Origin of the sequence: Promicromonospora iranensis, assembly GCF_028994805.1 — a bacterium.
Classification (GTDB): Bacteria; Actinomycetota; Actinomycetes; order Actinomycetales; family Cellulomonadaceae; genus Promicromonospora; species Promicromonospora iranensis.
The window spans coordinates 81,864-101,947 of the sequence record NZ_JAJQQP010000010.1; the positions used below are offsets into that span (position 1 = coordinate 81,864).

Consider the following 20,084-nt stretch of genomic DNA (forward strand, 5'->3'; position numbering starts at 1 on the left):
TGGAGGACAGCCATGAGCGGAATGCTGCTGGAGAACAAGAACGCCGTGATCTACGGCGGCGGGGGTGCCATCGGCGGCGCCGTCGCGCGGGTGTTCGCCCGGGAGGGCGCGCGGGTCTTCATCGCCGGGCGGACGCAGGCCAAGCTGGACGCCGTCGCGCGCGACATCATGGCCGCGGGTGGCCAGGTCGAGACCGCCCAGCTCGACGCGTTCGACCCGGAGGCGGTCGAACGGCACGCCGACGCGGTCGCCGCGCAGGCCGGCAGCATCGACGTCGCCCTCAACGCCGTGAGCGTCACGCACGACCAAGGGACGCTGCTGGCGGACCTCTCGCTGGAGGAGTTCATGCGGCCGATCGACGGCTTCCTGCGGACACTCTTCATCACGAGCAAGGCGGTGGCGCGGCACATGGGCGGGGAGCGCCCCGGCGTCGTCCTGAACCTCTCCGAGCCGGGTGCCCGGCTCGCGGCGAGCGGCATCCTCGGCCACGGCGTGAGCGCGGCCGGCAAGGAGGCGTTCTCGCGGCTGCTGGCCGCGGAGCTGGCGCCGAGGAACATCCGCGTCATCGACATCCGGCCGCACGCCGTCGTCGACGCGGCCGCCGCCGGCTCCTACACGCGCGACGTCTTCGGGCCGTCCGCGGCGGCCGCCGGGCAGACGCTCGACGAGTTCCTGGACGACGGGATGCGGGCGGGGACACTGCTCCAGCAGCTGCCGACGCTCTCCGACGTCGCGGAGACCGCCGCGTTCCTGGCCTCGGACCGCGCCGGCGCGATGACGGCCACAGTGGTCAACCTGACCGGCGGCGCCCTCGTGGACTGAGGCACCAGGGCCGGGACGGCCTACGACGCCAGCCACTCCCGCGCGCCCCGGCCCGACCGCGCGGGCCGGACGGCGCCGTCGGCCTCGCTGATCTCCGCCCACACCGCGTCGAGCGAGAGGCCGAGGACCTCCGCGATCGCGGCGATCGTCGGGAAGGCCGGTGTCGCCACGCGGCCCGACTCGATCTTGCGGAGGGTCTCCGGGGAGACACGTGCGTCGAGCGCGACCTCGAGCATCGAGCGCTCGCCCCTGGCGCGACGCAGGAGGGCGCCGAGGCGCTGTCCGCGCTCGACCTCCGCGGGTGTGAGCGGCAACCTGACCATGGCCCGATTCTAATACCGGGATAGTATGGCCGGGATAGTTATTGGGAAGCATAAGAAGGGCGCCACATGATCGAGATCCTGAACCCCGCCGAGCTGGCCCGAGCACGGGGTGCGGGCACCCTGGTCGCGACGATCCTGCAGACGCTGCGGACGCGGAGCACGGTCGGCACGAACCTCCTGGACATCGACCAGTGGGCCCAGGCGATGATCGTCGACGCCGGTGCGCAGTCCTGTTATGTGGACTACGCACCGGCGTTCGGGCGCGGGCCGTTCGGCCACTACATCTGTACCGCCGTCAACGACGCGGTCCTCCACGGCAAGCCGCGCGACTACCGGCTCGCGGACGGCGACCTGCTGACCCTCGACCTCGCCGTCTCCCTGGACGGCATCGCCGCGGACTCCGCGATCAGCTTCGTCGTGGGCGGCACCCAGCCCGCCGAGAGCCTGGCGATGATCGAGACGACCGAGCGCGCGCTGCGGGCGGGGATCGCCGCGGCCCGCCCCGGAGCCCGCATCGGCGACATCTCCCACGCCATCGGCGCGGTGCTGAGCGCCGCGGGGTATCCGATCAACACCGAGTTCGGCGGGCACGGCATCGGCTCGACGATGCACCAGGACCCGCACGTCCCCAACACGGGACGCCCGGGCCGCGGGTTCACGCTGCGCCCGGGGCTGCTGCTCGCGCTCGAGCCGTGGGTCATGGTGGATACCGCCGAGCTGGTGACCGACGCCGACGGGTGGACCCTCCGCAGCGCGACGGGCTGCCGGACGGCGCACAGCGAGCACACCATCGCCATCACCGACGGCGAACCGGAGATCCTCACGCTGCCGACCCCGGCGTAGCCCTCCGACGCAGAGCAACGAACGTAGGCCTGGTCGCCCCATGAGGGTTCATGGAGCGACCAGGCCTACGTTCGACGTGTCCTGTCCCCCGGCAGGGAGGGGGGGCGGGTTTTAGTATGGGCAGGTGCTGCGGTACTCGCTGATCGTCGTGCTCGTGGACGGTGCCGGGCACAGGAACTGGTCGTAGCGCAGGTCGTCGTCGACGAAGCGCTTGAGCCAGGAGATGCTGTACTTGGCGATGGTCGTGTTGTCGGTGTTCGGCGCGAAGTGGCTGGCCCCGCGTAGCTCCAGGTACGCCTTGTCGGCGGTGCTGGGGAGGGACTGGTAGAACGGCTCCGCGTGCGAGCGGACCGAGGCGATCGAGTCGTTCTGCGCACCGACGATGAGCGTGGGTGTGCTCACCTCGGGCCACGTCTTGTCCGTGTTCCACGGCGTCAGCGGGATGGCCGCCTGGAGCGACGGTCGGTCCTTGGCCGCCTCGAGCGATCCCCCGCCGCCCATCGAGTGACCCATGACGGCCAGCCGGTCGTCGTCGATCCGGCTCGCGACCGAGCTGCGCGTCGTGAGGTAGTCCAGCGCCCTGAGCAGCTGGTCACCGCGGGAGGACGGCTGGTCCGAGGTGGTGATCGTGTCGATCGTGAAGACGACGAACCCCTGTGAGGCCAGCCGCGGGCCGAGCCAGGCCATGGTGGACTGCGAAGCCGTGTAGCCCGGGGCGACCGCCACCGCACCGAACGTGCCTGCGGTGGTGGTGGTCGGGTAGTAGATGGTGCCGCCACCGAAACCGGAGACGAGACGCGAGACGCTCACGTCAGCGACGGCGAACGGACCACGGCGCGCCTCGATGCTCGCCACGGTCGGGTCGGGACCACGTTCGTACGGGTTGTCGGCGGCGTGCGCGGCAGGCACGCTCACGACGGCGGTGCCGGCGAGCAGCAGCCCGGACACGAGCGCTGCACCAGCCTTGCGGATCAGATGTCTCATGAATTGCCCCTTTGCGATTGACAAGACAGCAACTGACGCAACTGACAGTAAGGTAGCTCTACCAACCGGTCAAGACATTTCGTGGATTGATGCATGCGCACCTGACTAAGGTCGGTACGTGAACGGGTACGTGGACGGCCGCAAGCTGCGCTTCGAACATCGCCGTGGGGAGGTCCTGCGCGCGGCGACCGAGCATGCGCTCGATCACGGCCTGGCCGGCCTGTCGCTGCGCAAGGTGGCCCAGACGGTCGGCGTCAGCCACGCGACCCTGGTGCACCACTTCTCGACGAAGGACCAGCTGGTCGCCGAGATCGTCGACCTGGTGCTGACCCAGTCGCTCGCCCTCCCCGACCTCGCCGACGACGACCCGGAACCGCTCGGGACCATCTGGCGCCGGGCCACGTCGGACCAGGGACGCCGCTACATCCGGCTGTTCACCGCGATCACCGGGCACGCCATGCACGACAACCCGATGCTGCGCGACGCCGTGGCCCGGTCGATGCAGCAGCGGACGGCCCTGCTGGCCGCCGGCCTGGTACGGCACGGCTGCCCCGAACCGGAGGCCGTCGCGCTGGCCACCTCGCTGCTGTCGACGCTGCGCGGGCTGCTCGTCGACCTCCTCGTCACCGACGACGAGAAGCGCGTCCGGGCGGCGTTCGACGACCTGGCCACCGAGCTGGACCGGCGCAGCTCCGCCTGGCCGACGCCGGGCGCCGGGCCCACCCCGGCCGGGAGCTGACTCCCGTTCAGCAGCCTCCAGGCGACCGCGCACCGGCCTGTCGCGGCACGCCGGAGCCTGCTGAACCGATCTCAGGAGTGGGTGGAGGCGATGGTCAGGGCGCACCCTCCGGGGAGACCGCTAGGCGTGTGTTCCACGGGTCCGCGAACCGGAGCGTCGCGCCGTCGTCCGCCGTGTTGATGCCGTGGAACCGGAGGCGGTCGGCGAGAGCTTCGACGTCGGACCGCGTCGGGACGAGGATCCGGACGTCGCCGAGGCCCAGCGTCGAGGCGCGCGGAGCGGCGCCCGCACTGCGCCAGGTGTTCATGCCGATGTGGTGGTGGTAGCCGCCGGCCGAGACGAACAGGGCCGAGTCCCCCAGCTGCGCGGTGACGTCGAACCCGAGCGTGTCGACGTAGAACCGGCGCGCGGACGGGATGTCGCCCACCTGCAGGTGCACGTGCCCGATCGCCGCGGACGGGCCGGCGTCGGACGCCGCCGGGTCGTGCCAGCGCCGCAGGAACTGGTTCGGGTCGAGGTACTCGCTGGCCATCGCCACCGTCCCGTCCGGGCGGATGCTCCACTCCTCGCGCGGGCGGTCGCGGTACAGCTCGACGCCGTTGCCCTCGGGATCGGTGAAGTAGAACGCCTCGCTGACCAGGTGGTCCGCGCTGCCGGTGAACGTCTCCGGCACCCGCTGCGCCATGGACGCCAGCGACGCGGCCAGGCGCCGCTCGTCCTCGAAGAGGATCGCCGTGTGATAGAGCCCGGCGCCCCGCGGGTCCGCACCCGGCAGGTCCCGCTCCTGGCGGAGCACCATGATCGGCACACCGCCCCGACCCAGCGTCGCGGTGGCGCCCGCTTGGTCGAGGACGTCGAGGGTGACGGCGTGCTGGTAGTACGCGGTCATGACGTCGAGGTCGCGCACGAGCAGCTCGACGGTGTCCATCCGCGTGGCGTCGGGCGCCGCACCCGCGGTCACGACACCGCCCGGGCGCCAGGCGGGGACGATGTTCGGCGCGCTCATGAGATCAGGGCGAGGCCGCCGCCCCACGAGATCTTCTCGGCGCCGGCGAGGGTCAGCTGCAGCAGGCCGACCGCCTCCAGCTCCCGGGCCCGCTTGAGCGATCCGGCGTCGACGCCGCGCAGCCCGGCCGCGGTGACCAGCTCGACGACGGTCTGCTTGGCTGCCGCGTCGTCGCCGGCGACGAGCACCGTCGTCGGCAGCGCCGTCGGTGCGGCGCCGATCTCGCGGGAGGCGAGGGTGCCGCCGAAGTTCGTGTTGAACGCCTTGACGACCTTCGCCCCGGGGACGGCGTCCTGCAGGAGCCTCGCCGCCGAGGAGTCGGCGGGGACGACGAGGTCGTCGAAGGTGCTGAAGTCGACGGGGTTGGTGACGTCCACCAGGACCTTGCCGTCGAACGCGCCCGGGTAGGCGCTCAGCACGTCCGCCACCGCCCCGTAGGGCACGGCCAGCACGACGACGTCGCCCGTGACCTCGGCACCGATCGCGCCCGCCGCGCCACCCAGCGGGCCGGCGACCGCACGTGCTTTCTCGACGTCGCGGGCGAGCACCTGGACCCCCGTCCCGCCCTTCGCCACGACACCCGCGACAACACTGCCGAAGTTTCCTGCTCCGATGACGGTGACCGTGGTCATGTCCACTCCCAAGATAGTTGTTCCTACAACCAACGCTGCGAGTCTTGCACCGATTACTTGTTGCGTCAACCAAAAGGTAGGATGGAGCCGTGAAGCGACGCGTACCCCGGATGAACGACCAGGAGTCGGCGGCCTGGCTCGGCCTGACCTCCGTGTTCAGCCTTCTGCCTGCCGCCCTGGACCGGCAGCTCCAGCGCGACTCCGGGCTGACGCACTTCGAGTTCGTCGTGCTGTCCGGGCTCCAGCTCAGCCCGGAGCCGACGATGCGCATGACCGCGCTCGCCGAGGCCAGCGTCTCCACCCTGCCGCGCCTGTCCCATGTCTGCGGGCGCCTGGAGAAACGCGGACTCATCGAGCGCTCCTCCTGCCCCGAGGACCGCCGCGCCACCAACGTGCGGCTGACGACCGACGGCCGGCGCGAGCTGATCCGCTCCATCCCCGGCCACATCGCGACGGCGCGACGGCTCGTCATCGACGCGCTCACGCCGGAGCAGCTCGACGCGCTGACCGACATCACGACCACGATCACCGCCCGCCTCACCCAGGAGCCGACCCCCTGAAGCTGCGCTGTACTGGCCGCCGTCGCGGGCACCGCGGGCACCGGGCGTCGAACGTAGGGCTGATCGCTCTATCAGCCCTCATGCCGCGACCAGCCCTACGTTCGACGCCTTGGGGCGACCAGGCCTACGTTCGGCGGGCGGGGATCGACGTCGGGCCGGGGGTGCGGGGAGGCCGCTCGGCGGCGCATCTTGACGTAGTTGCCGCAGCCGGACATGGAGCACCAGCGCCGAGCATGGTTGCGGGAGGCGTCGTAGAACGCCCAGCGGCAGGTGTCGCGGGCACAGACCTTGAGCCGTTCCCAGTCGCCCGCTGCCTCGCTCCGGCGGACGGCGTCGAGCACTCCCGCCAGGGCTCGTTCGAACGCGGTGCCGGACCCCTCGAGCCGGATGCCGCCGTCGGCGTCGAACGCGGCGCGCAGCGGGATGCGACCGAGCTCGGCGTCGAGCTCCTGGCGGGCCGTGAGATCCGCGTCGTGCCTGGCATGGGTGCTCGGGTCGATGACCTACGCGGGCGTCTACGCCTACGTCGCCGCGTCACCGCTCCTGCTCCAGGGCGTCCACGGCATCTCGCCCGGGCAGTTCGCCATGGTGTTCCTCGCGAACTCGCTGGGCCTCGCCATCGGGGTCCAGGCGAGCGCAGCGCTGCTCCGGCGTCGGCCGGTGCGCCGGTGCTCGCGGGGTTCGCCTCCCTCACCGCCGTCGCGGCGATCGCCGTCGTCCCGCTGCAGCACGCGGGTGCGGGGCTCGCGGGCCTGCTGGTGTGCCTGTGGCTCTTCGTCACCGGGTGCGGCGGCTGCTTCGTCGGCGCGTTCAGCCGCGCGCTGCGTGACCAGGCGGCGCAGACCGGCACCGCCACCTCCGTCTATGGCTTCACCACCTTCGCCACGGCAGGGCTCGTCGCGCCCGTCGCGGGCCTGATCGGGATCCAGACGCCGCCCCGATCGCGGCGGTGCTGACCGCCACCGCCCTCGTCGGGACGACGGCGGCGGTCGTGATGTTCGTCCGAGACCGACCGTGACCGGGTCGGAGCAGCTGGAGGACGCGGAGGCCGAGCAAGGCCACCGCTGAGACCGACCAGGAGCGCGCCCCCTAGTCTCAGCTGTGCTTGCCGGACCTACCCGCTCGGACGCCCTGGACGATCAGCACGACGCCGACGACGGCGAGGATCGGCCCGACGACGGCCCACAGCGTCACGCCCGTCATCGCGCTGCCGGCAAGGTAGCCAAGCCCTTGAAAGGTGAAGACGGTGCCCATGAGAACGAGGACGACGCCGAGCACGATCAGACCTGATTTCACGACTGCCTCCGCGCTGAGTTGTGGTGAGAGGGCATGCGGACGCCCGTACCTGCCGGTCAGCCCAAGGAGAGCAGCGGGCCCGTGACGGTCAGACCCGGATCCTGGCTGAACGCCCAGAAGAACGCCAGCGCCGCGCCGGCGAGCGCCACGTCCTTGTTGAACTGGATCATCTCCGTCTGCTTCGCCGACGGGTCGGTCTCGCGCCAGAACGCGTGCATGAGGAAGGCCGTCGGGAGGAGGAAGACGAGCAGCAGCAGCGCGCCCAGGTCACCCCAGACGCCGAGCAGGACGGACAGCCCGCCGAGGAGCATCAGCACTCCGCTGGCGAGGGTTGCGGCCTTGGCCATCGGCACGCCCTTGGACGCCGCGTAGCCGGCCATGCCGTCCGTCTGGGTCAGGTGCCCGAGGGCGCTCCCGAAGAAGAGCGCCACGAAGAGCACCCGGGCGATGAGCAGTACGACGTCCATGGTCACCTCCGGTAGAGGACCTACATTCAATCACGCTTTCTCCACACTTTATGACCCGACTGTCTCGCGCGTCGAGGGGTGTGGGGCTACCTCTTCCTCGGTGCCGCTCGGGACCGGAGGGTTGGCCTTCCGCAGCGACCCCCAGAGCACGCCGCCGATCACCAGCGCGGCGCCGACCGCCGTCATCACCTCGATGTCCTCACCCAGCAGCACCGCCGAGGCGCTGAGCCCCACCACGGGGACCAGCATCGAGAACGGTGCGACGACGCCGGCGGGATGCCGGGCCATGAGCCAGGTCCAGACCCCGGATCCGACGAGCGTCCCGATCAGCACCGTGTAGACCAGCCCGAGCAGGGCCGCCAGCGTGTGCGGCCCAGGAGCGAACGCCGCGGCGATCGCGCCAGGCCCCTCCACCATCAGCGACAGCGCGAACATCGGCACGGGCGGCACCACCGACATCCACAGCGTGAGGTGCAGCGGGTTCGGCGCCTTGGCCCGCGCGTTGGACACGTTGCCGATCGCCCAGCCGAACCCGCCGGCCAGCACCAGCAGGAAGGGCGCCAGCGCGGCGGCCTGCGCCTGGGACCAGCCCACCACGGCCAGTCCGAGCGTCGCGGCGCCCAGCCCGGCCAGCTGCCGCGCGGTCACCCGGTCGCGGAACGCGAGCGCGCCGAGCAGAACGGTAAACGGCGCCGACGACTGCAGCACCAGCGATGCGAGCCCGGCCGGCATGCCGACGGCCATGCCCCAGTACAGGAACAGGAACTGCAGGGTGCCGAAGCCGATGCCGTACCCGAGGAGCCAGCGCACCGGCACCTGCGGACGCGGGACGAGCAGCACGGTCGGCACGGCGATGATCGCGAACCGCAGCGCCACGAGCAGGAACGGCGGGAACTGGGCGAGCGACGCGTCGATGGCGATGAAGTTCAGCCCCCACATGACCGCGACGGACAGGGCGAGCAAGCGGTGCGAGAGGGGCATGGTCCGAGTCTGCGCGGCCCACGTTCTGAAGGACAAGCGAAACTTTCTACAGCTCCTTGTAGGTTGCCTTCATGGACGGAGAGCCTCGCCGCCGCGGTCACGACCTGGCCCGTGTGGACCCTCGTCACCTCGACCTGCTCCGCGAGCTCGCCGACCGACGCTCCGTGACCGCGGTCGCCGAGGCGACCCATCGGACGCCGTCGGCCGTGTCGCAGCAGCTGCGCACGGCGCAGCGCGAGCTGGGCGGCATCCCGCTGGTAGAGCCCCACGGCCGGGGCGTACGACTCACCGAGGCCGGCAGGCTCCTGGCCGACGGCGGCCGCGACCTCGCCCGGACGATCGCGCAGGTGCAGGCCAGGTGGGACACCTACCTGGGCTCGGCGTCGGGCACCGTGCGCCTGGCGGCGCTGCCGAGTGCGGCCACGATCCTGCTGCCGGGCGTGCTCGACCGGCTCGCGGGCACGGACGTGCACCTTGAGTGCACCGACGTCGACATCGCCGAGTCGGAGTACTCCGGGATGGTCGCCGACCACGACATCGTCGTCGGGCACAGCTTCACCGGTCCCGTACCCGCCGGGGCGGGTCACCTGGTCACGGCGGCCCTGCTCCGCGAGCCCCTCGACATCGCCATGCGGGCCCACCATGCGCTGGCCACCAAGCCCCGGGTCACGGCCCGGGACCTGGTGCTCCACGAGTGGTACGGCGTGCCGCTCGGCTACCCGTTCGACGACCTGCGCATCGCCGTCGAGACGACGACCGGGACCCCGGTCCGCGTGGCCCAGCGGCTCCGCGACAACCGGCTGATCGAGGCGCTCGTCGCCGCGGGCGACCGCGTCGCCGTGCTCCCCCGGTACAGCACCACGCCCGGCGCGGGAATCGTCCTGCGGCCGGTGCACGGCATGGACGCCGCCCGGTGGATCGTCGCGATCCTGCGACCCGACCGGGCCGAACGGCTCGCCGTCCGGACGGTGCTGGAGGCGCTGCGGGCGGCGGGAGCTGCCCGGGTGGAGGGCTCATGACGCCAGCGGGTCACCGCTCGACGGCGTGTCCCCGCGCTGGGTCGCGCGGTCCAGGGCCCGGTCCGGGAGCCAGACCGTGAAGGTGCTGCCGCTCGGGCCGTGGTCGGTGTGCAGCAGGTGCCCGTCGTGGCTCTCCGCGACCTGGCGGGCGATGGCCAGCCCGAGCCCGGAGCCGTCCGGCTGCTCCGCGTTCCCGTCGTCCCCCCGGTAGAACCGGTCGAAGATCCGGTCCCGGGCCTCCGCCGGGACGCCGGGGCCTTCGTCCGCCACCGCGATCCACGCCCAGCCCTGCCTGCTGCCCACCCCTACCGTGATCGCGCTGCCCACCGGCGCGAGCCGCACCGCGTTGGACAGCAGGTTGTCGACCGCCCGGCCCAGCGCATTCGCGTCGCCGTAGGCGACCGGTCCGGGATGGGTCCGCTCCACGATGGACACACCACGCCGCTCGGCGACGGCCCGGTTGTCGCGGACGGCGCCCTCGGCCAGCGCGGCGAGGTCGACCTCCCGGTCGGCGAAGGCCTCCGACCGGAACCGCGCCGTCGCCAGCAGGTCCTCCAGCAGCCGGGACATCCGGCTCGTCGCGCCCAGGACGACGGCGGTCGCCTCGGCGCGCTGTGCCTGGTCCGCCTGCTCGTTGCCGAGCACCGCCTCGACGTTCGCCTGCACCACCATCACGGGGTTGCGCAGCTCGTGGGACACGTCCTCGATGAGCCGGCGTTCCGCGGTGAACGCCCGGTCGAGGCGGTCGAGCATCCCGTCGATCGTGTCGGCCAGGGTGCGCAGCTCGTCCCGCGGCCCGGTCGCGCCGATGCGCCGGGACAGGTCCGTGGCACCGATCTCCTGGGCGGTGCGCGTGATGGCCTCCACCGGCCGCAGCGCCCGTCCGGACACCCACCAGCCGACGAGCACGCTGAGCAGGAACATCACCGCGAGCGCCACCGCGGAGTAGTCGCGCAGGGTCTGCAGGGCGGTGTAGTTCACGGCGTGCTGCACGGTGTCGAGGTCGGCGGCCTGGAACTGTTCGCCGGGCTTGTAGGCGATGCTGCCGTCGGACTTCTTCTCGAACCGTTTGACGGTGACGGGGTCCAGCGGCGCGGCGACCATGGTCTGCGACAGCGCGAAGTAGATCCCGGCCAGGATGAGTGCGGTGATGCCGAAGAGCGTCGCGGAGTACGTGAGGGCCAGCCGCATCCGCACGGTGCGCGCCCAGCCGGGGAGCCCCGGAAGGGTCATGCGAGGACACCCTCCACGGAGGCGGGCAGGTCGCGCAGCCGGTAGCCGCGACCGATGACGGTCTCCAGCGCGGGGTCCTCGCCGTCGACGGTGAGCTTGCGGCGCAGGGTGCCGACGGTGACCCGGACGGTCTGCGTGAACGGGTCGGCGTTCTCGTCCCACACGTGCTCGAGGAGCTCCTCGGCGGGCACCACGTAGGCGGGCCGGTTCATCAGGTAGCGCAGCACGGCGAACTCCTTGCGGGTGAGCACGAGCTCCCGGGTGCCGCGCCAGGCGAGCTGCCGGGCGGCGTCGAGCCGGATCGGGCCGTGGGCGAGCACCGCGGCGGCCTCACGCGCCTCGCGGCGCAGCAGGGCGCGGATGCGGGCGGACAGCTCGATGATCGCGAACGGCTTGACGAGGTAGTCGTCCGCCCCGACGTCGAGCCCGGTGACCCGGTCGGTCAGGCGACCGCGCGCGGTGAGCATGAGGATGCGCGGCGGGTCGCCGTCGGCGAGCGGGATCTGGCCGGCGCGGACGGCGCGGGTCAGGTCGAAGCCGGTCCCGTCGGGCAGGGTGACGTCGAGCAGCACGACGTCGTACGGGTTGAGGCCGAGCTTCTCCCGTGCCTCGGCCACCGTGCGCGCCTGGTCGACGGCGTAGCCCTCACGGCGCAGCGCCACCTGCAGGGCACTCACCAGGCCCGCCTCGTCCTCCACGATCAGCAGCCGCACAGCAGCACGGTAACCGCCCGGGGCGCGCCGTGACAGGGACTGTCGGTCCACCCTTTCGGTCGGCTTTCGCTCGGGTTTCCCGCAGTTTTCTCCTCGGTCGGCTGAAGTCGGTGTCATGAACGAGCACAGACCAGCCACCCAGGACATCCCCTCCGTCGCCACGCACCCACCGCTCCGCCCGGCCGCCGCCCTGGTCGAACGGGCGCTGATCGAGGTGAAACGGGTCATCGTGGGGCAGGACCACATGGTCGAACGCATCATGGTCGGCCTCCTCTCTCGCGGTCACGTGCTGCTCGAGGGGGTGCCCGGCGTCGCCAAGACGCTCGCGGTGCGCACCCTGGCCACCGTGGCCGGGGGCTCCTTCGCCCGCCTCCAGTTCACGCCGGACCTGATGCCGTCGGACATCGTCGGCACCCGCGTCTGGAAGCCCTCGCGGGAGGACTTCGACGTCGAGCTCGGTCCGGTGTTCGCCCACCTCGTCCTCGCCGACGAGATCAACCGTGCCCCGGCCAAGGTGCAGTCGGCCCTGCTGGAGGCGATGGCGGAGGGCCAGGTCAGCATCGGCGGACGCACCTACACCCTCCCCGACCCCTTCCTCGTCCTCGCCACCCAGAACCCGATTGAGAGCGACGGCGTCTACGCGCTGCCCGAGGCGCAGCGCGACCGGTTCCTGCTCAAGGTCGACGTCGACCACGCCGACGAGCTGGAGGAGCTGACGATCGTGCAGCGCATGAGCGCCGCTCCCCCGCGCGCCGAGCCGCTGCTCGACCCGGCGATGGTCCGCCAGCTCCAGCGGGAGGCCGACCAGGTGTTCGTCCACCACGCCGTCGCGCAGTACGCGGTGGCCCTGGTGATGGCCACCCGCCGGCCCCACCAGTACGGCCTGCACCACCTCGACGGCGTGCTCGAGTACGGCGTCAGCGCGCGCGGCAGCCTCGGCCTGATCGCCGCCGGACGCTCGCTCGCCCTCATGCGCGGGCGCGACTACGTGCTGCCCGCGGACCTCGTCGACCTGGCGGCCGACGTCCTCGGCCACCGGCTGGTCCTCACCTTCGACGCGGCCGCCGACGGCGTCGACCCCCGCACCGTCGTCGAGGCCGTCCTCGCCGCCATCCCGCAGCCGCGCGTGGCACCCGCCGAGGAAGAGGTGGTCGTGCGATGAACGACGCGGCGCGGAACAGCTCGGCGCGGAACGGCTCCGCGCGCAGGTTCCGCCGGCTGGAGCTCACCGTCCGACGCCGGGTCGACGGCCTGCTGCAGGGAGACGTCGACGGGCACGCGCTCGGCCCCGGCTCCGACCCGGAGGAGCTGACGCAGTACCAGCCGGGGCAGGACGTGCGACGGATCGACTGGAACGTCACGGCCCGCACCGGCGAGGCCCACCTGTGGCGCACCCGCGCCCAGCACGAGCTGGACACGTGGCTCCTGGTGGACCGCAGCGCCAGCATGACCTTCGGCACCGCGCAGACCGAGAAGGTGGACGTCGCCGAGGAGGTGGCCGCCGCCGTCGGCCTGCTCACCGCCGGACCGGGCAACCGCGTGGGCATCGGCCTGATCGACGGCGCCGGCCTGCGCTGGGTCTCGCCCCGGCCGGGCCGCGCGGCGGCGGTCACGCTGTCCCGGCTCGACCCGGCGGTGCGGACGGGCAGCCCGCAGGTCCCGCTCTCGGACGCCTTGCGCGGGCTCGGCGCGCGCGCCCGGCGCCGCGGGCTGTGCGTCGTCGTCACCGACCTGGTGGCGCCCGACGGCGACGTCGAGCGCCCCTTCGAGTGGGAGGAAGCGCTGCGCCGCCTGACCGCCCGGCACGACGTGATCGTCGTCGAGGTCGACGACCCGCGCGAGCGCGAGCTGCCCGACGTCGGCGAGGCGGTGTTCGTCGACCCCGAGACCGGGCTGCAGCGCGAGGTGTCCACCTCCGACCCGGGGCTGCGCCTCGCCTACGCCACCGTCGCCGCCCACCGGCGCGACCAGACCGCCGCCGCCGTGCGCGCCTGCCGCGCCGAGCACCTGCGCGTGAGCACCGACGACGACTGGGCGGCGACGCTCGCCCGGTTCGTCAAGGACCGCCGCCGCGCCCCCGCCCGCCGTACCCGGAGGACACCGTGACCTTCACCGACCCCCTGATCCTGCTCGCCCTCGTCCCCGTCGCCGCCCTCGCGCTGGCATACGTCCTGATGCAGCGGCGCCGCACCCGTTACGCCGTCCGGTTCGCCACCCTGCCGATGCTCGACCGGGTCGCCCCCGCCCGCCCGCGCTGGCGGCGGCACCTCGCGACCGGCCTCGTCCTGCTCGCACTCGGCGCGTTCGCCACCGCCGCGGCCGGTCCGGAGATGCGGCTCCGGGTGCCGTACGAACGCGCGACGGTCATCGTCGCCATCGACGTGTCCGGCTCGATGCAGGCGCAGGACGTGCCGCCGGACCGGCTGACCGCGGCCAAGGAGGCCGCCGTGCAGTTCGTCCGCGAGCTCCCCGGGACCGTCCAGGTCGGCGTGGTCGCGTTCGCCGAGGACGCCGAGCTGGTCGCCCCGGTCACCGCCGACCGTGCCCTCGTCGAGAGCTCCATCCAGACCCTGCAGTCCGACGGCGGCACCGCCATCGGCGAGGCGGTCTTCGCCTCGGCGGCGGAGGTCGTCCGGCAGGCCGCCACCAGCGGCACGACGTCGGACGGCGGCACCGCGGGCACGGACGGGGCGGGCGCGGCGCCCGGCACCGAGGAGGATCCGGCCGCCGACCCGGTCCCCGCCCGGCTGGTCCTGCTCTCCGACGGGTTCAACACCGCCGGCCGCAGCCCCGCCGACTCCGTGCAGGCGGCGCTCGACGCCCAGATGCCCGTCTCCACCATCGCCTACGGCACGCCCGGCGGCGTCATCGGCAACGGCGGCCGCAGCCAGTCGGCGCCCGCCGACGACGACACCCTGCGCATGCTCGCCGAGGAGACCGAGGGCCACTTCTACCGCGCCGAGAGCGGCGCCGAGCTGGACCAGGTCTACGAGGACATCGGCTCCGCCATCGGCTGGCGCACCGAGACCACCCTCGTCACCACTCCCCTGGTCCTGCTCGGCCTGGCGCTCGCCCTCACCGCCACGGCGCTGTCCCTGCGCTGGTTCTCCCGGTTGGTCTGACACCGTTCGAAGGAGTGTTCCCTTGCAGAACCCCGACCCGCTGCTCCCTGCTTCTCCCCCCGGGAGGTCTCCCCGGACCTCACCGGCCGGCAACCCTCCCGACGGCAACCCGCCGGACGGCCTGGGACGGCCTGCCGGCCCGCGCCACTTCGTCGTCGGCGAGCCCGTCGTCCCGCGACCGCCCGCGACCGACCCGGTGCGTTCCCGGCTGGTGCCGCTGCTCGCCGCCGCTCCCTCCACGCCGTCCGCCGCACCGCCCGCACCGGCCGGCTCCGGGTACTCGTTCGGCCTGCCGCCGGGCCCGCCCGCACCCGGTCCCAGCCCTCGGCACGACGCCCCGCACGACGCCGCGCCCCGCCGTCCGCGGCCCCTGCTGACGCTGGCGACCGCGCTCGCCCTGGGCGCGTTCCTCGGATCGGCGACGACGGGCCTGGTCACGGGCCTGAGCGTCGCCCAGGAGGAGGCCGCGGTACCGGTAGTCGTGGACCAGGCCACCGGCACGACGACGACGGAGAGCGCCGCCCAGCGTGCGCTGCCCAGCGTGGTCCAGGTCCGGGCCGGGTCGCGAGGCGGGTCGGGAGTCATCATCGACGACCGCCACGTGATCACCAACGGGCACGTGGTCGTCGGCACCGAGAGGGTCGAGCTGCTGCTCGACGACGGGAGCTCCGTGACCGGCCGCGTGCTCGGCGCCGACGAGCGCAACGACATCGCGGTGATCGAGGCCGACCTCGGCAGCGCCCGTGCCGCCGACCTGGGCCGCAGCACCGGGCTGCAGATCGGCCAGCCGGTCATCGCCGTCGGGTCGCCGCTCGGCCTGACGGGCAGCGTCACCGCCGGGGTGGTCAGCGCCGTCGACCGCAGCTCCGGCAACTACGCCGGGCCGATGATCCAGACCGACGCCTCCATCAACCAGGGGAACTCGGGCGGGCCCCTCGTCGACCTGCGCGGTCAGGTGGTCGGCATCAACACGGCCATCGCGACCGTCGGCAGCTCGGGCAACATCGGCATCGGGTTCGCCGTGCCGATCGACCGCGCGGCGGAGGTCGCCCGGCGCATCATCGCCGGGGCGTGACCGGGGACGGCCGGCGCGGGGTGGCCGGCGGCGGGCTACGTGAACAGGCCGCTGTAGGCGTTCAGGGCCGGCTGGCCGCCCAGGTGGGCGTAGAGCACCGTGGCGTCCGCCGGGATCTCACCGCTCGTGACGAGGTCGATCAGGCCGGCCATCGACTTGCCCTCGTAGACGGGGTCGATGATGACGCCCTCGAGCCGACCGGTGAGCCGGATCGCGTCGAGCGTCGACGCCACCGGGATCCCGTACTTGTCCCCGGCCCAGCCGGGCAGCACGGTGATCTCGTCGTCACGCAGCGGCCGCCCGACGCCGATGAGCTCGGCCGTGGCGCGCGCGATGCGGGCCACCTGGTCGCGGGTCTCGTCCGGCTTCGCGCTGGCGTCGATGCCGATCACCCGCCGAGGGCGGCCACCGGCCTCCTCGAGCGCGGCGAACCCGGCGATCATCCCCGCGAGGGTCGACCCGGTGACCGCGCACACCACTACCGTGTCGAAGAAGACGCCGAGGTCGCGCTCCTGCTCCTGGACCTCGTACGCCCAGTGCGCGAACCCGAGCCCGCCCAGCCGGTGGTCGGAGGCTCCGGCCGGGATCGCGTACGGCGTGCCACCGCGCTCCTTCACCTCGTCGATCGCGCGGGCCCAGGAGTCCTTGAACCCGATGCCGAAGCCCGACGGGTCGAGCCGCACCTCGGCGCCCATGATCCGGCTCAGCATGATGTTCCCGACCCGGTCGGCGACCGAGTCGGGCCAGTCGACCCAGTTCTCCTGCACCAGCACCGCCTGCAGGCCCAGCGACGCGGCCACCGCGGCGACCTGACGCGTGTGGTTGGACTGGTACCCACCGATCGAGACCAGGGTGTCCGCACCCTGGGCGAGCACGTCCGGGACGATGTACTCGAGCTTGCGGGTCTTGTTGCCGCCGTAGGCGAGACCGGCGTTGCAGTCCTCGCGCTTGGCCCACACCGACGCACCGCCGAGGTGGGCGGTCAGCCGCGGCAGCGGGTGCACCGGGCTCGGCCCGAAGGTCAACGGGTGGCGGGGGAAGTCGGACAGGGCCATGGGTTACTCCTCGTCGGCGGACGGGTCGGTCGGCGCGTCGGTCGGCGCGTCGGTCGGCAGGGTGTACCAGGTGTCGAAGGCGACGGCCGCCGCCCTGTCCGCGTCCCCGGCGGCGCACAGCCGGATCAGCTCGTCGTGCCGCGCGAACGAGGCGCGACCGCCCAGCGAGGAGAACCGCAGGCGTTCGGCGCGGCGCAGCACCGGCGTGAACTGGTCGAGCACCGACGCGAGCGCCCGGTTCGCCGCCACGGCCACGGGTACGTCGTGCAGCGCGTCGTCGGCCCGCAGCGCCGCCTCGACGTCGCCCGCCTCGATCGCCGCGCGGAACTCGCGGTTGGCCTCGCGCATCGCGTCGAGGTCGGCCTCCGTGAGGCTCCGCACCGCCTCTCGCACGGCGACCTCGTGCATCGCCGCGACGACGTCGCGCGCGCCGCGCACGTCCCGCAGGTCCAGCGAGCTCACCGTCGTCGAGCTGCCCGGGCGGGCCACGACCAGCCCGGCCTCGGCCAGGCGCAGCAGCGCCTCGCGCACCGGCGTGCGGCTGACGCCGAGCCAGGCCGCGAGGTCGCCGTCGCGCAACTGCTCCCCCGGCGCGAAGCTGCCGTCCACGATGGCGTCGCGGAGCCGGCCGTAGACGTCGTCACGCAGCAGACGGCGGCCGATCGGGGGCACGCTCGCAGGAATGGGCATGCAATATATTACATACCTCTCGGCCGATCCTGGCAAGGGGCGGCCTAGCGCGTCTCCTGGAGCGGGAGGACCACCCGGTTGATGACGAGAAGGCCCGCCGCCGCGACCGGGACCGCGACGAGCGCCCCGAGCACACCACCGAGCGCCGCCCCGGCCAGCGCCGCGACGATGACGAGGACGCCCGGCACCGCCACGGCGCGGCTCATCACCCGCGGCGACAGGACGTACGCCTCGACCTGCATGTACACGAGCAGGAAGATGGCGACGACGAGCGCACCGACCGGGCTCACCGTCAGCGTCGCGAGCACCACCAGGATGGAGCCGATCACTGTTCCGACCACCGGGATCAGCGCCGCGACGAACGCGATGATGGCGAGCAGGATCGGGGCGGGGCTGCCCGCGAACACCGTCAGGAGCAGCGTGAACGTGGCGTTGGTGGTCGCCAGGACCAGCTGGCCCGAGACATAGCGGCCGACGGAGTCCAGCACCTCGTTCAGGAGCGATCCGGTGAGGTCCCGTCGGGACCGAGGCACGAGCCGCAGGACGGCGGACACGATGGTCGGCAGCGTGAGGGCGATGTAGATGGTCAGAGCTGTGACGATGACGACGGCCGTCACGCCGTTGATCAGCCCGGTACCGACCTGCAGCACGCCGCCCGCGATCACCGAGAGCTGCCGGGGGTCGGTGAGCAGGTCGGTCAGCGAGGACAGCAGCCCGTTCAGGTCGAGGGCGCCGAGGTTGCTGGTCACCCAGGTGTACCAGGCCTGTTCGGGCAGGTCGCGCAGCACCCCGACGAGCTGGGTGCCGAAGACGCTGACCTGCTGGACGGCGAGCGGCAGCACGGCGACGACGAACAGCGCGATCACCATCGCGAACCCGACGACGAGTACCGTCGCTGCCGCCCACCGCGGCAGTCCACGCGAGATGAGGGAGCGGATCCCGGGCTCCAGGGCCAACGCCAGGAACAGGGCCAGCCCGACGTAGACGAGGACCGTCGCCGCCGCCGCGAGCGCGCCGAGCACCGCGAGGCCGGCGCCCACCCCCAGGGTGGCGAGCATGGCGTAGCCGAACGGGCGTGCCGGCAGCCCGACCGTCGCGCCCTCGGGGCCCGCGGCGCGTGCGGCCCGCTGCGGTCCCCCGGGCACGCCCGCGTGGTACCTCGCGGTCAGCCTCCGTGCGGTCGGCGGCCGCGACGCGGTGCCGGGGCGTTGCGGCAAGCGGGCCATGACGCTCCATCTCGATCCCACGGGTCCCCGGTGGACACGTGCTGGAACAGCCTCCCCGAAAGCGGCCCGCTTGTCGCCGCCTCGCCCGGCACGTCGCGCTCGCGCCCGGCCTCTTGGCCCGGCCCCCGCGGGATGGGAGGCTTGTTCCAGTCCTGTGGTCGACAAGGAGAGCTATGCGCCCCCGCTACCTGGAGACAGTCGTCGCTGCCGCCGCAGTCCTCAGCCTCACGCTGGCCGCCTGCACCGCTGCGCCCACGCCCTCGTCGCCATCGACCGGCACACCGTCGTCAGCACCTCCGACGGCATCGTCCGCCCCTGCCACGACCGCCAGCGGTGCGCTGCCGACCGGCACCCCGGCCGACGTCGTCACCGGGCTCGAAGCCCCCTGGTCGGTCGTGTTCCTCGGCGACACACCGCTGATCAGCCAGCGCGACGACGGCACCGTCCTGGAGGTCACGGGCGACCAGACCCGGCCGATCGGCACCGTCGAGGGCGTGCAGCACGGCGGCGAGTCCGGGCTGCTCGGGCTCGCCGTGGACGACCAGGACCGGCTCTATGCCTACTCCACCGGCTCGGACGGCAACCGCATCCAGCGTTTCGAGGTCATCGGTGAGCCCGGCTCCCTGGCGCTGGGCGAGGCCGAGACCATCATCGACGGCCTCCCCTCGGCCACCATCCACGACGGCGGCCGCATCGCCTTCGGCCCGGACGGCATGCTCTACGCCACCGTCGGCGACGCCGGGCAGACCGACGACGCGCAGGACCTCGACAGCCTCGCCGGCAAGATCCTGCGCATGACCCCGGACGGCGACGTCCCCGACGACAACCCCTTCGACGGGTCGTTCGTCTACAGCTACGGGCACCGCAACCCCCAGGGCATCGCCTGGGCCGACGACGGCACCCTGTTCGCCGCCGAGTTCGGCCAGAACACCTGGGACGAGCTCAACATCATCACGCCGGGTGGCAACTACGGCTGGCCCCGCGTCGAGGGCATCGCCGGGCAGGAGGACTTCATCGACCCCGTCCAGCAGTGGAGCCCGGACCAGGCCAGCCCCAGCGGCATCGCCATCACCGGTGGCACCATCTTCATCGCCAACCTGCGCGGCGCCGTGCTGCGCGCCGTCCCGGTCGCCGACCCCACCACGTCCACCGACTTCTACGCCGGCGAGTACGGGCGCCTCCGGGCCGTCACCCCCGGCCCGGACGGCGACCTCTGGTTCCTCACCAACAACACCGACGGCCGTGGCACCCCGCGCGACGGCGACGACCGCATCCTCGGCGTCGCGCTGGAGGAGTAG

The 20,084-nt window shown here is 72.8% G+C and carries 24 protein-coding genes; 11 read left to right on the top strand and 13 right to left on the bottom strand.

The window, feature by feature from the left end; all coding sequences use genetic code 11:
* Window positions 1-12 precede the first annotated feature (12 nt).
* The gene (locus LUM46_RS17590; RefSeq protein ID WP_274995567.1) at window positions 13-822 is read left to right on the top strand and encodes an SDR family NAD(P)-dependent oxidoreductase; all 810 of its coding nucleotides are present in this window, start codon (window positions 13-15) and stop codon (window positions 820-822) included.
* 20 nt (window positions 823-842) lie between these two features.
* Here the strand turns inward: LUM46_RS17590 and LUM46_RS17595 are convergent, their stop codons facing one another.
* Window positions 843-1,145, bottom strand: a complete 303-nt coding sequence (locus LUM46_RS17595; protein WP_274995569.1) for a helix-turn-helix domain-containing protein — start codon at window positions 1,143-1,145, stop codon at window positions 843-845.
* A 66-nt stretch (window positions 1,146-1,211) separates the two neighbouring features.
* On the opposite strand from LUM46_RS17595, the gene map reads away from it, so the two are divergent.
* Window positions 1,212-1,988, top strand: coding sequence for a type I methionyl aminopeptidase (gene map, locus LUM46_RS17600; protein ID WP_274995570.1), 777 nt, complete (start codon window positions 1,212-1,214; stop codon window positions 1,986-1,988).
* A gap of 111 nt (window positions 1,989-2,099) precedes the next feature.
* Here the strand turns inward: map and bdeA are convergent, their stop codons facing one another.
* Window positions 2,100-2,972 carry a bis(hydroxyethyl) terephthalate hydrolase gene (gene bdeA, locus LUM46_RS17605; RefSeq protein WP_274995571.1) on the bottom strand — a complete coding sequence of 291 codons (873 nt, stop codon included), beginning with the start codon at window positions 2,970-2,972 and terminating at the stop codon, window positions 2,100-2,102.
* 118 nt (window positions 2,973-3,090) lie between these two features.
* Here bdeA and LUM46_RS17610 point away from each other — a divergent pair, with 118 nt between their 5' ends.
* Complete coding sequence (locus LUM46_RS17610; protein ID WP_274995573.1) at window positions 3,091-3,711, top strand: TetR/AcrR family transcriptional regulator; 621 nt, start codon at window positions 3,091-3,093, stop codon at window positions 3,709-3,711.
* Between the two features lie 94 nt (window positions 3,712-3,805).
* Here the strand turns inward: LUM46_RS17610 and LUM46_RS17615 are convergent, their stop codons facing one another.
* Window positions 3,806-4,717 carry a VOC family protein gene (locus LUM46_RS17615; RefSeq protein ID WP_374726937.1) on the bottom strand — a complete coding sequence of 304 codons (912 nt, stop codon included), beginning with the start codon at window positions 4,715-4,717 and terminating at the stop codon, window positions 3,806-3,808.
* Window positions 4,714-5,349 carry an NADPH-dependent F420 reductase gene (locus LUM46_RS17620; RefSeq protein WP_274995575.1) on the bottom strand — a complete coding sequence of 212 codons (636 nt, stop codon included), beginning with the start codon at window positions 5,347-5,349 and terminating at the stop codon, window positions 4,714-4,716. Before LUM46_RS17620 ends, LUM46_RS17615 begins: the two co-directional genes overlap by 4 nt.
* 89 nt (window positions 5,350-5,438) lie before the next feature.
* Here LUM46_RS17620 and LUM46_RS17625 point away from each other — a divergent pair, with 89 nt between their 5' ends.
* Window positions 5,439-5,909, top strand: a complete 471-nt coding sequence (locus LUM46_RS17625) for a MarR family winged helix-turn-helix transcriptional regulator (RefSeq protein ID WP_274995577.1) — start codon at window positions 5,439-5,441, stop codon at window positions 5,907-5,909.
* Between the two features lie 95 nt (window positions 5,910-6,004).
* On the opposite strand, the gene LUM46_RS17630 is transcribed toward LUM46_RS17625, so the two are convergent.
* Entirely contained in the window at window positions 6,005-6,250 is a 246-nt protein-coding gene (locus LUM46_RS17630) for a CGNR zinc finger domain-containing protein (RefSeq protein ID WP_274995578.1), read from the bottom strand.
* 327 nt (window positions 6,251-6,577) lie between these two features.
* Between LUM46_RS17630 and LUM46_RS17635 the strand changes: the two genes are divergently transcribed.
* Window positions 6,578-6,865: an MFS transporter gene (locus tag LUM46_RS17635; RefSeq protein ID WP_274995580.1), complete on the top strand. Its 288-nt coding sequence runs from the start codon at window positions 6,578-6,580 to the stop codon at window positions 6,863-6,865.
* A gap of 139 nt (window positions 6,866-7,004) precedes the next feature.
* On the opposite strand, the gene LUM46_RS17640 is transcribed toward LUM46_RS17635, so the two are convergent.
* Genes LUM46_RS17640 through LUM46_RS17650 form a run of 3 tightly spaced genes read right to left on the bottom strand, consistent with a single transcriptional unit; the run spans window position 7,005 to window position 8,653 of the window.
* Window positions 7,005-7,205 carry a hypothetical protein gene (locus LUM46_RS17640; RefSeq protein ID WP_274995582.1) on the bottom strand — a complete coding sequence of 67 codons (201 nt, stop codon included), beginning with the start codon at window positions 7,203-7,205 and terminating at the stop codon, window positions 7,005-7,007.
* Between the two features lie 56 nt (window positions 7,206-7,261).
* A complete protein-coding gene (locus LUM46_RS17645) occupies window positions 7,262-7,672 on the bottom strand; it encodes a DoxX family protein (protein WP_274995583.1) in 411 nt (136 codons plus the stop codon).
* A 48-nt stretch (window positions 7,673-7,720) separates the two neighbouring features.
* Window positions 7,721-8,653 (bottom strand): EamA family transporter, encoded by a 933-nt coding sequence (locus LUM46_RS17650; protein WP_274995585.1) that lies wholly within the window; start codon window positions 8,651-8,653, stop codon window positions 7,721-7,723.
* A 71-nt stretch (window positions 8,654-8,724) separates the two neighbouring features.
* Here LUM46_RS17650 and LUM46_RS17655 point away from each other — a divergent pair, with 71 nt between their 5' ends.
* Window positions 8,725-9,672 (top strand): LysR family transcriptional regulator, encoded by a 948-nt coding sequence (locus LUM46_RS17655; protein ID WP_274995586.1) that lies wholly within the window; start codon window positions 8,725-8,727, stop codon window positions 9,670-9,672.
* On the opposite strand, the gene LUM46_RS17660 is transcribed toward LUM46_RS17655, so the two are convergent.
* The gene (locus LUM46_RS17660) at window positions 9,667-10,905 is read right to left on the bottom strand and encodes a sensor histidine kinase (RefSeq protein WP_274995588.1); all 1,239 of its coding nucleotides are present in this window, start codon (window positions 10,903-10,905) and stop codon (window positions 9,667-9,669) included. The two genes, LUM46_RS17655 and LUM46_RS17660, sit on opposite strands and share 6 nt — an antisense overlap.
* Window positions 10,902-11,618 (bottom strand): response regulator transcription factor, encoded by a 717-nt coding sequence (locus LUM46_RS17665; RefSeq protein WP_274995589.1) that lies wholly within the window; start codon window positions 11,616-11,618, stop codon window positions 10,902-10,904. Before LUM46_RS17665 ends, LUM46_RS17660 begins: the two co-directional genes overlap by 4 nt.
* A 115-nt stretch (window positions 11,619-11,733) precedes the next feature.
* Between LUM46_RS17665 and LUM46_RS17670 the strand changes: the two genes are divergently transcribed.
* The 4 genes from LUM46_RS17670 to LUM46_RS17685 are packed head-to-tail and all read left to right on the top strand — an operon-like array spanning window position 11,734 to window position 15,815.
* Window positions 11,734-12,780 (top strand): AAA family ATPase, encoded by a 1,047-nt coding sequence (locus LUM46_RS17670; protein ID WP_274995591.1) that lies wholly within the window; start codon window positions 11,734-11,736, stop codon window positions 12,778-12,780.
* A complete protein-coding gene (locus tag LUM46_RS17675; protein WP_274995593.1) occupies window positions 12,777-13,724 on the top strand; it encodes a DUF58 domain-containing protein in 948 nt (315 codons plus the stop codon). The genes LUM46_RS17670 and LUM46_RS17675 overlap by 4 nt, the downstream gene beginning before the upstream one ends.
* Window positions 13,721-14,740 (top strand): VWA domain-containing protein, encoded by a 1,020-nt coding sequence (locus LUM46_RS17680; RefSeq protein WP_274995594.1) that lies wholly within the window; start codon window positions 13,721-13,723, stop codon window positions 14,738-14,740. The genes LUM46_RS17675 and LUM46_RS17680 overlap by 4 nt, the downstream gene beginning before the upstream one ends.
* A gap of 22 nt (window positions 14,741-14,762) precedes the next feature.
* Window positions 14,763-15,815 (top strand): S1C family serine protease, encoded by a 1,053-nt coding sequence (locus LUM46_RS17685; protein WP_274995595.1) that lies wholly within the window; start codon window positions 14,763-14,765, stop codon window positions 15,813-15,815.
* Between the two features lie 35 nt (window positions 15,816-15,850).
* Here the strand turns inward: LUM46_RS17685 and LUM46_RS17690 are convergent, their stop codons facing one another.
* From LUM46_RS17690 to LUM46_RS17700, 3 genes are read right to left on the bottom strand one after another with little or no spacing between them, the layout of a single operon-like run.
* Window positions 15,851-16,870 carry a 1-aminocyclopropane-1-carboxylate deaminase gene (locus LUM46_RS17690; RefSeq protein WP_274995596.1) on the bottom strand — a complete coding sequence of 340 codons (1,020 nt, stop codon included), beginning with the start codon at window positions 16,868-16,870 and terminating at the stop codon, window positions 15,851-15,853.
* 3 nt (window positions 16,871-16,873) lie between these two features.
* Window positions 16,874-17,560, bottom strand: a complete 687-nt coding sequence (locus tag LUM46_RS17695) for a GntR family transcriptional regulator (protein ID WP_274995597.1) — start codon at window positions 17,558-17,560, stop codon at window positions 16,874-16,876.
* Between the two features lie 44 nt (window positions 17,561-17,604).
* A complete protein-coding gene (locus LUM46_RS17700) occupies window positions 17,605-18,705 on the bottom strand; it encodes an AI-2E family transporter (RefSeq protein WP_274995600.1) in 1,101 nt (366 codons plus the stop codon).
* A 254-nt stretch (window positions 18,706-18,959) separates the two neighbouring features.
* Here LUM46_RS17700 and LUM46_RS17705 point away from each other — a divergent pair, with 254 nt between their 5' ends.
* Complete coding sequence (locus LUM46_RS17705; RefSeq protein WP_274995601.1) at window positions 18,960-20,084, top strand: PQQ-dependent sugar dehydrogenase; 1,125 nt, start codon at window positions 18,960-18,962, stop codon at window positions 20,082-20,084.